Below are 10,814 nucleotides of genomic sequence, written 5' to 3'. Positions count from 1 at the left end.
CTTCATCTTGCCGATGTGATAGCGGCGACTGGCGTTATGTTTATACGGCATGCTGGACCAATCAAGTTGGTTTCGATCGCAACCGAATAAGCAGAAATCGTTGAATTCTTATTCATGCACCAAAGCCATGCAACGCGCGAAATGCCGACCAAACCGGTTCACCCAGTTGCGGATCGTTTCCCGGCTGACACCAATACCCCGCTCCGCCAGGAGATCTTCAACATCAGCCGTACTCAACGCAAAGCGATGATACGCCTAAACCGCGTAGGAAATGATCGACCTGGGAAAACGGAAGCCCTTAAGGCGCGGAAAATCGGAACTCTGAATCATCACAGCGATCTACAAGCTCTGAGTTCCGTCAACAACTTGGCAATCCCGGGATGGGCAGTGCTATTCGTCGCAGTCATAACCTTTGACTGCAATCATCACCTCAGCTTCCGGCAGATTGAATCAAGTGTTCTTGGCTTTGAAATCTGCCGAATGGCTCTTTCTCTTTGTCATTCTGGATCGTCTCTCTCGTCATACGATCCACCTTAACAACTGATCCGGATTCCCTCGACCACCTCACCCCTGCTCTATGGAAGTGTATATGGAAACATAAGCGATCCCTACGTTAAGAGAAACTAGGAATTATTAGGTTTGCTGTGCTGAATTGATTGGTACCTAGCTCAATCGATGTGCCCGTGTCTGAGACATGCACCGAGGAAGACTCAATTATGCATCTATGGTCATCAACCGATAGGCAAGCTCCAGTTCAGGACTCTTTCGCCGCGCGAAAAGCAAGATTGGCTTTCAATCGGAAGGTTGGTGTATGGACATCTGTTTCACTTATTGCGCTCTGTGTCTCTGCGCCGGCTTCTGCCGATTGCCCTCTGGTGGAAGATAGTGGCATTGTAACCTGCACAATTACGGATGATGACGGGCTCACCTCGGTGTATGTCTCAGGTACTACGAGTGCTCAATCGACTTACGAATTGACAAACGAGGCCACGCTGACTCCAGATAGCGGTGATGGCGATGAAATCTATGGCATTCTTTTGAATGTCTATGGCCACGGCGGATCCAGTACAAATGGCAGCGACACGAGCGGCGCCAGTGGTGTTCCTGGCGGAATCCTGACTGTCGACAACAGCGGCGGCATCACCATAACCGGAACGGCTTCAGCAGGCTCCCAGGTAACTAAGATCACGGGAATTCGCGTCGGCGCTAATGGCGGAGATGGAGTGGAGCCCGACAAAAATGGCGATGATGGTGGACGCGGCGGTGACGGAGGTGAGGTCACCGTAACAAATTCGGCAGCTATTTCGATCGAAAGCAGTGCAACTCAGGCGCAGAATGCCAAGATTATTGGAATTGATGCCCACAGTGGGGCTGGAGCTGGCGGGCAACAGAATGACGCTGCAGGCGATCAAAAAGGCGGGAATTCGGGCGATGCGATGCAGATTACGCTGACCAACTCGGGCGCTATCTCGCTGGGTGCTTCCGGCGCTCCGGTCAGGGGCCAGAATGAAGGGCGGGTCATTAATGCCAATGGAGTGGGCAACTCAGGCGGTGCCGATAACGGCAATGGCGGGTCAGGGAGCACTATTTCCATCACTAATACTGCTGATCTTTCGCTGTATTATGAAGAAATCGCATCAGGGTCTGATGGCGTTCATGGCATCTTTGCCAGGAGTCAAGGTGGCGAAGGCTTGAAGTCTTACGACAATAGCGATCCTGGCGGTCGGGGTGAAGAAGGTCGACCCATTACCATCACAAATTCTGGAAATATCTTCATTCAAGCAAGCGGCAACAGCCTAGTGGGCGAATCTGCTGGTATCTATGCACTTTCAGAAGGTGGCGCTGGTGGTGAATCTTCAGACAAGAATACTGGTGGTGAAGGTGCAGGTGGAAGCACTGATGGCATCACCGATGTTCTGACGGTCACTGTAAATGGTGGAACGATATCAACAAGCGGTGGCGCCATTCGGGGTGTTGTGGCGCGCAGTCAGGGTGGGGCCGGTGGCAATGGGAATGGCGATTCAAAATCCACTGGCGGTGCTGGCGGCGCTGGAGGTCAAATCCAGGTAAATTTCGCGAGTGACTCTCGGATTGAAACGCAGGGCGATGAAGCCTACGGGATCCTGGCTCAATCGGTTGGTGGCCTGGGCGGGGACGATGCGGGTACAGCAGGTGCGGGCGGCAATGCTGGTGCGGTTGGTGTTTATACACAAGCAGGCACTTCCATAGCCACCCAAGGGGATTATGCGGTTGGGCTGACGTTTCATTCCATTGGTGGCGGCGGTGGAACCGGTGACGATTTTACCGGTGTCTTGTCCGGTTCCGGTGGAAATGGAGGCAACGGCGGCGATGGAGAAAAAGTCCAGATTACAACGGCAACAAGCATCACGACAGCTGGGGATCACGCCTATGGCATTTTGGGGCAATCCATTGGCGGCTCTGGCGGAACCGGCGGTATTTCTGATGGACTGACGCTGGAGCTGGGCGGTGATGGCGGCGGCGGCGGTGAAGGTAAAATCGTTGAGATCAACAACACCGGTGCCATACAGACCAGCGGTATCCTTGGCATTGGGATCCTGGGACAATCGATTTCGGGTGGTGGCGGAGCCGCGGGAACTGCGGGTGGAATTTTAGCAGTCGGCGGGACGGCTGGTAGTGGAAGCGACAACAATTCCAGCTCTTATGTGACGAATTCCGGAAACATCACGACAACAGGTGACGCGGGGTATGGCATTGCCATGCAATCAATCGGCGGCGGTGGTGGCACCGGCGGCGGAGCCTCGGGAATGTTCACCATCGGAGGAACGGGCAGTTCTGGCGGTGACGGAGGCACGGCAAGTGTGTATGCCGTTGGTGGCACAATCCAGACATCCGGTAGCAGCGCTTATGGCATCGTTGCTCAGTCAGTGGGCGGCGGCGGTGGTAACGGCGGGTCCGTGACGGAGATTTCCGCAGGCGTTGGTATCGGTGTGGGCGGTAGCGCGTCTGGCGGAGGTTTTGGCGGCACAGTCTGTGTTACGAACAGCTACGCTAACTGCGCCACAGTCTCCGACCCGGGCTCAGAAGCGCCGCAACCGCAACAAGCCGGCAGCAGTGTTTTGACTTCTGGTGACTTCGCCCATGGCGTCATTGCCCAGTCAGTCGGCGGCGGCGGCGGCAATGGCGGCGACTTTCAAGGCGGCGCGGTTGGGTCCGTTCTGGCTGTTCAAGTCGGCGGTAGCGCCGGGGATGGTGGGCAGGGTGGAAGCGTTGCAGCTCATTTCGACGCGCTGACACTTGGGACAACTGGTGGTAACGCAAAGGGCCTTATCGCACAGTCCGTTGGCGGCGGTGGCGGCAATGGCGGCAATTCGACCGCAGTCAATGGCGTGACGCCGATTGCTCTGCAAATTGGCGGCGCTGCCGGCGGTGGTTACAGCGGCGGGACCTCGACCGTTGACATCGCCAACAGTACGATCACAACGACTGGTTCGAATTCCGGCGCGATCCTCGCACAATCGGTCGGCGGTGGCGGTGGCACAGGCGGGGCTGCCTCCGGGTATGATGTTTCCTTTGGATTTACATTTGATTCAGCTGTTGGCGGATCTGGTGGATCTGGGGGAGAAGGTAACAATATTACAGTGGGACTGGAGAGCACCTGTATATCAACAGGCATTAGTGGCAACGCTTGCACAGGTTCGGCAGGCACAGCCCTGGGCGCGGATGCAGCCTCTGCTCATGGTCTGACGATGCAGTCGGTCGGTGGTGGCGGTGGTACCGGTGGTTCTTCCCTGGCAGACGCGATGTCAATTGCAGTTCCAACCGGCGAGAGCGGGTCTGTTGCTGTCGCAGGTTCTCTGGCCATTGGTGGCGCAGCTGGGGCGGGTGGCGCAGGGGGCAGTGTTTCCGGAACATTGTCCAATGCCACTGCAATTGCAACCGGGGGCGATGGCTCGCACGGCATTCTGGCTCAATCCATTGGCGGCGGTGGCGGCGACGGTGGTGGCGCTTCTTCCCTGGCTGGAAGTATCGGAGTACCGAATACGGCTGCCGTTAATTTTTCAATGGCGCTGGGTGCACAAGGCGGAAGTGGCGGCGGCGGAAACGTGGTTTACGTCGAACTTGATGACAGTTCGAACATCGCAACTTACGGAGCAAATTCCAACGGAGTTGTGGCCCAATCGATTGGCGGTGGTGGCGGTGATGGTGGTGTTGGCAATGCCACTAATGACAAGATTGGCCGCGGACTGGACTTCCAACTGGACGCGGGTCTGGGCGGAAGCGGTGGTACTGGAGGGCTCGGAGATGATGTGACTGTTGTTTTGGCCCAGGACAGCGTGATCACAACAGCCGGGTCTGGATCACGCGGTGTGGTTGCCCAGTCGATTGGCGGCGGAGGCGGTACCGGCCAAGGGGGCTCCATAGGGCTTACAGCTTCCGGGTTTACATTGAAAGAAGCAGGCGAGTTGAAGAAGGAGGCCGGTGTGGCTCCCAATAAGGTTCTCAAGTTCAATGGCTCGGCTTCCATGACACTCAATGTAGGAGCCACAGGGGGCAGTGGCAATCGCGGCGGCGCTATTGATGTGACCACTGGTGGTACCATTACGACTGCAGGCAATGACGCGGATGGTGTCGTCGCTCAATCCATCGGCGGCGGCGGCGGTCTGGGCGGATCTGCGGGCAACGACTCCACCAATGAATCCGGAATATCCCTGCCACGTCGCGAGATTGCAGTTGATTCTTCAATTGGCATCACCCTTTCCTTCGGTGGAAATGGCGGGAGTGGCGGCTCAGGAGGCGATTTGTCGCTGACCCATGCGGGCAAAATCACAACCACGGGTGACTTTGCCGACGGTATCCTTGCCCAATCTGTGGGTGGCGGCGGTGGGGCCGGAGGTGCTGCCTCGAATGGCGACGGAAATCAAACCGTAAGCATCAACATGGCCGTCGGTGGCAACGGTGGCACTGGAAATGATGGCGGTACTTTGAACTTGTTTTTCGATGATGGCACGGGCGTCAATTCGTCGATTTCCACTGCTGGCTCTGCAGCCCACGGCGTAGTGCTGCAGTCAATTGGCGGCGGTGGCGGTCAAGGGGCTGTTGGAACTGCAGGCAGCGCTGATGGTGAAGTCGGCGTGAACGAAGGCGGCGGAAGCATTCTGGATGTTTTGTCAGTTGATGCAGGTATCTCTTTGGGTGCCGGATACGGCGGCAATGGTGGCGGGTCGGGCAATGGCGGATCTGTTACTTTAACACAGCCGAGTTACTTGTCCTTGACGACCTTTGGAGACGATGCTTACGGCCTGATGGCCCAATCTATTGGCGCTGGTGGCGGCTATGGCGGCGTTGGCGCATCTGTTGATTCCAGCCATACGTTAGATGTTGATATCGACGTGACCATAGGTGGTATTGGGGGATCGGCTGGTAATGGCGGAATTGTCGTTACTGAGACCGCAGGTGTATTCAGGACTTCGGGGGACCGCGCCTTTGGCATTGTTTCACAGTCTGTTGGCGGTGGCGGTGGCATCGGCGGCACAACCAGTGCAGACAACCTGGCGAGTGTTGAATTCAATTCGTTAAACGGTACCAGCGGTGATGGCGGGGCCGTCACGACCGGTTTGTCCAGCGGATCCATCACGACAAAGGGCGACGGAGCACATGCGGTCATTGCCCAATCCATTGGCGGCGGTGGCGGCATTGCGGGTGATTTGTCCGGGCCGACACTGGATGTGAGTGTTCCTACATCGTCCACGAGCGAGGCGAGAGGTGATGGCAGTGCAGTCGTCGCCGATTTCAATGCCAACATTCAAACCATTGGCGAAGCCGCCTATGGGATTATTGCCCAGTCGATTGGCGGCGGCGGCGGTTTGATCGGCAACGACGGTGTCCTGACCGCTGGCACAGCTGGCGGCCTTTCTGGAGACGCTTCAACGGTTACGATCACCCACACGGGAACGCTTTTGACATCCGGTAACAATTCTATCGGCATCTTTGGCCAGTCCTCTGCGCCAGAGAGTTCTGATGCAGTCTCCGTCAATGTAAACGGGTCTGTGACTGGCGGCAGTGGCGCTGGTGCTGGTGTCTATGTCGCGCAAGGTGCAAATAACATCTTGTCCATTGCCGAAGGCGCTTCTGTTTCAGCCGGTGGGTCAACGTCTGACGGAACTCGAGGCATGGCAGTTGTTTACACCGGGGCTTATGGCGATACGCAGATCTTGACTGTCAACAATTCCGGAACGCTGAATGGCGACGTTGCATTCAGCAATGAAGGCGGCACCTTTGCTGGACAGGTCAACAATCAGGGGACTGGTATCTGGAACCTGGACGATACGGCGAATGCTGATGTTGTGAATGCTGGTGATATCGCTGTTGCTGGAACTCCGGGGTCTTCTGCTACGAGCTCTGTTGCCAATACGGCACGGTCCGCATTTACGCTGGCAGCTGCATCTCAGTCGGACAATGTCGCGCGTATTCTGGGCAATTTTACTCAAACATCGACGGGGTCTATGGTGTTGTCGGCCGACTTCAAGAATGGTTCGGCTGACAGGCTGGAGATCGTCGGCGATGCCGTTCTGGACGGCACCATAAGAGTTGATCCGTTGACACTGGTTCCACGCCAGAACCTGACTGTATTTTCCGTCGGTGGTACGATGACCGGAGGTGTGGAGGTTGAAGATACACCAGCGGTCGATTTCGACCTCACCCTTGCGGACAACAAAGCTTCGATCACAGTTGGAAAAACCCGGTTTGAGAATGCATTTGCAGCTTTGGACTACAACCAACGCCAGATCGGACACCACCTTGATCGGATTTTTGCGCTGGGTGGTGCGAATTTCGAGAGTTTCCTTGCTGATTTGAGCACGATTTCTGCGTCTGAAAACGGTCAGCAGCTTTATGCTGACAGTCTGACGTCACTTGCTCCTGGTGGCGCGCAGGCGGCGGCTGCCACGCAGACTCTGATGGCGCAATCACGCATGGATGGAGCGCTGTTCTGCCAGGGAAAAGCCAAGACCCGTTTCAAGAATGGCGATGAAGATTGCGGCTGGTTCGATATGGGCGGCTCCAGCTTCGAACAGGACGGAACCGGAGGGTATGACGGCAATCAGTTCACTGTCAGCGCTGGTGGGCGTGGGCATCTGGGCCCTGATTGGACCTTTGGATTTGCCGCAGGTTATGAGCGTGCCTCTTATAATTCCAACAATGGTCTTTCGAATGCAAACGGTGATACCGGTTATGTGGCAGCAGCTCTTGGCAGATCATTTGGCAAGTTCGCATTCTCGGGCGCTCTGACCGCCAGTTATGGTCAATATGACCTGGATCGGACGATCAACATTCCATCCCACGTCTCCAAGTCGGAAGGCGACACTCACATCAGTACGGTAGGTGGTCGCATCCGAGGCAGCTATACCTTTGGCAATGCCTCTGGCTATATCCGCCCTGCGCTGGCGTTGGATGTGGTTCGAACGATGGCGTCGGGCTATACTGAAACCGGAGCTGGCATTTTCAATCTGAAGGTAGATGCAAGTTCGCAAACGACTGCGATTGTGACCCCGAGCGTTGAGATTGGCCGCGATTTCAAATTCTCCAATGGTGTTAATATGCTAATGTTTGCCAATGCGGGTCTCAGTTTGTCCAATGCTGATGACTGGAAATCTGACGCGCAACTTGATCTGGCTCCCGCTGGAACAGGCCAGTTTTCGACGACCGTTCCGATGGTCAATCAGCTTGGAAGGATTGGCTTGGGTGTTGCCTTGTCTAATTCAGACCAATTCGAGGGTCGTATCAATTACAATGGGGCATTCGGTGAAGACTATTCCAGTCACGGGGTCTCAGTTGGCCTAACCATGCGTTTTTAGTCATGAATGGTGTTCGTGTTTTTGAGAGCAGTAATGTCAGATGAAACATCCTCTACCGAGGCCCGGAGATCAGGGCTTCCACATTCGGTCTTGATCGTTGAAGATCAGATCCACACGGCAGAGAATTTACGCAACGCTGTCGATGCTTGCGATGACTTGCAGGTTTGTGGTGTCGCTTATGATCTGGAGACCGCATGGGCTATGTTTGAGGCTCATAAACCACGGTTCGTTCTCACAGATCTCGAATTACCGGACGGCTCGGGGGTTGAAATTATTCGTGCAGCCACTGACGCTATCTGGACGTGTGATAGTATGGCCATCAGTGTTTTCGGCGACAGACAACGCTCCATGGACGCTATCCGAGCTGGTGCGAAAGGTTATATTCTGAAAAGCGGGTCGGTCGCAGATGCCGGACAGCAGATCCTCAGCGTGATAGACGGCGGCAGTCCGATGAGCCCGAAGATTGCACGCTATTTGCTGACCTTGCTGGTGCCTGCCGATGCAGAATCTCCTGACACCGATCTGTCTCAGCTTACAGAACGAGAGCAACAGATCCTGAGTTTGGTCGCACGTGGCTACAAACGCCGGGAAATCGCCGAGTTATTGGACATTTCCGTCGGCACCGTCGGCATTCATATCAACAATACATACCGCAAACTTGAAGTGAGCTCGAACATGGAAGCTGTGGCGCGAGCATCGAGAATTGGACTTATATGATCCGGAGATATTTGACCGCATTAGGTTCAAGCTTGGTGACGGTTATCGGACTGATGGCGGTTTTCATCGCGATACCCACCGAACCCTATCCGGATATTGACGGCGCCATAAAGATAACAAGTGCTCAAGTTTGCCGACTGTCAGGAGATAGCTGCGATCAGAAAATCGCACCTCAAAACGTTACCCTCCCTTATTATATCAAGCCTAACATTCATTCCGGCATTCACTCGGCCCGATTTACATTTTTCTTTGATATGACTGCTGGTCCGGACGATGTCACCGCAATTTATTTGCCGAAGTTCTCAGATGCTGTCTCCGTACATGTCAACGGCGTTGCCGTTACAAGAAAGCAGCCTGCTGATGAGCAAGCACTATTGTTTCATAGCTGGCACCGGCCTGCCCTTTCGATTGTTCCTAACGTTGTTTTAAACCGCAATGATAACCTAGTTTCTGTGGACTTGAGCGCCGATTACTTTAACAACCTGTCGTTGTTCCCTGTCTACATCGGTGATGCTGCAGCTCTCGATTTTGCCCATCAGGTGCGTTTGATCTTGCGGGTTGGCATGGCGCGGGTGAATTTCGCTCTGGCAATACTTGCCGGGTTCTCAGTGCTTTTCTTCTGGCTGTTCCGGCGCCGGGATCATAAGTTTCTTTGGCTAATGGCCGCAAATTTCTCCGTCAGCGCCGTATGTTTTCATTGGGTGTACCCGAATTTTCTATATGATTACCGTATTTGGGTAGTGTTGTGGAATGCCACAATAGGTCTTTTCGCGTGGTGTTTACTTGGCTTCACAGCATCTCTCATTAGCGCGCGACTGCAGGCATTCCAGTTGGGCGTACTTGCAGGTTTGTTTGCTGGCATTTGTGTTTTGGTTCTCCTTCCAGATGAGGAATTTGCGACGGGTTTGGCAGGTTACCAGTTGCTCTGTCTTTGTCTGGGGCTGTTCGTGCTTGCCGTGTTGGTTGCCAAACGTGAGAAGACCAGCTGGCTCAATTTCTCTGTCTTGTTCGGTCTCTATGCGATTGCCTTGACGCTGACTTCAATTGAATGGCTGTCGCAGTATGTTTGGCCAAATTTTGTTTCGATAATGACGACTCCGTTGATCCCGGTGACATACTTTCTGGGCCTGCTTTGGATCATTTTTTATCAGTTGGCTGCTGCACTTCAGCAATACGAAAAACTGACCATCACTTTGCAATCCACCGTTGACCAGAAATCGCAAGAGCTACGCGAATCCTATGAAAAGCTAAATGCACAGACTCAGCGCCAGGCGATTGATGAAGAACGACAGAGAATTCTTCTGGATCTACATGACGGAATTGGCGGCCAGTTGGTGAACACCCTGGCCTATATGGCGTCTCAGCCGGATCAGGACGTCGTTCTACAAACCGCGCTGGAAAATGCGCTGAGCGACATGGGTCTAATGATCGACAGCCTGGAAGCCAACGACAGCATTTCCACCCAACTGGGAATGCTGCGTGGACGGTTGTCACCTCTTTTGGATAAACATCATATTGCGTTGAAATGGGAGGTTGATGAAGAGCCGGTTCTGTCTGTTGCAGGTCCGTCCCATAACCTGAGCTTGTTGCGCATCGTGCAGGAAGCCATCACCAACGCTATCAAGCATTCAAAGGCGTCCACAATTACTGTGGCAACAGAGCGCTGCTCGATTTCGGTGACAGACAACGGGCATGGGTTTGATCTTGAACCTGTAGCAGGACGCTCACGGACCCAGGGCCATATAGGATTGATGGGTATGAAGCGGCGGGCCAAATCCATCCCGGCGACCCTCGAAATCAGCAGCTCAAATATTGGAAGCAAAGTGACATTGTGTTGGGAGATGTCGGATAACGCAGGCGACAATGCAAATTAGCAATGTCCTGAGCGATAACTTGCTGAAATTCGTCGAGCGTTTTGCAATGATTTCCGGTTGCCTTTGCCGGACGTGCGCAAAGTTTTTGGCGCTAACTGAATAGCCCCGCGTTTCTTAGACGCCTTTCTGTCTCATTTTTTCCTGTCGCTCGAAGTCGATGGGCGACGGCATGCCGTTGCTCGTGAACTAAACGTTTCCAGGATGACAGTTTATCGCGCCTTGGAAGATCACCCCGCGCAGCCAGAATCTATCTGAGTGTACTGAAGTGTTCCCGGAAATTTGGACAGGTTGTTAAGGTGTATCCCATTGATTTGAAGGGATACGAGAATGGCGAGACGCCGGAATTTTACGGACGCGTTTAAAGCGAAGGTCGCGCTTGATGCACTGC

General features: G+C 54.3%; 4 protein-coding genes and 1 pseudogene. 4 read left to right on the top strand and 1 reads right to left on the bottom strand.

Going from position 1 to position 10,814, the window contains the following annotated elements; translation table 11 throughout:
• Positions 1–126: 126 nt before the first annotated feature.
• Positions 127–330: pseudogene (locus V6575_RS22895) on the bottom strand (IS6 family transposase); the annotation flags it as partial.
• 455 nt (positions 331–785) lie between these two features.
• Here V6575_RS22895 and V6575_RS22890 point away from each other — a divergent pair.
• The 4 genes from V6575_RS22890 (at position 786) to V6575_RS23390 (ending at position 10,681) form a co-directional block, all read left to right on the top strand.
• On the top strand, positions 786–7,835 hold the full coding sequence (locus V6575_RS22890) for an autotransporter outer membrane beta-barrel domain-containing protein (protein WP_340277798.1): 7,050 nt from the start codon (positions 786–788) through the stop codon (positions 7,833–7,835).
• 33 nt (positions 7,836–7,868) lie between these two features.
• A complete protein-coding gene (locus tag V6575_RS22885) occupies positions 7,869–8,552 on the top strand; it encodes a LuxR C-terminal-related transcriptional regulator (protein ID WP_340277797.1) in 684 nt (227 codons plus the stop codon).
• 11 nt (positions 8,553–8,563) lie between these two features.
• The gene (locus V6575_RS22880) at positions 8,564–10,426 is read left to right on the top strand and encodes a sensor histidine kinase (RefSeq protein WP_340277796.1); all 1,863 of its coding nucleotides are present in this window, start codon (positions 8,564–8,566) and stop codon (positions 10,424–10,426) included.
• A 99-nt stretch (positions 10,427–10,525) separates the two neighbouring features.
• Complete coding sequence (locus tag V6575_RS23390) at positions 10,526–10,681, top strand: helix-turn-helix domain-containing protein (RefSeq protein WP_422785623.1); 156 nt, start codon at positions 10,526–10,528, stop codon at positions 10,679–10,681.
• Positions 10,682–10,814: the final 133 nt, after the last annotated feature.

The organism is Roseibium algae (assembly GCF_037783265.1).
In the GTDB taxonomy this organism is placed as follows: domain Bacteria; phylum Pseudomonadota; class Alphaproteobacteria; order Rhizobiales; family Stappiaceae; genus Roseibium; species Roseibium algae.
The sequence above is the reverse complement of the archived record's forward strand: the minus strand, read 5'-3'. Positions and strand labels throughout refer to the sequence as shown.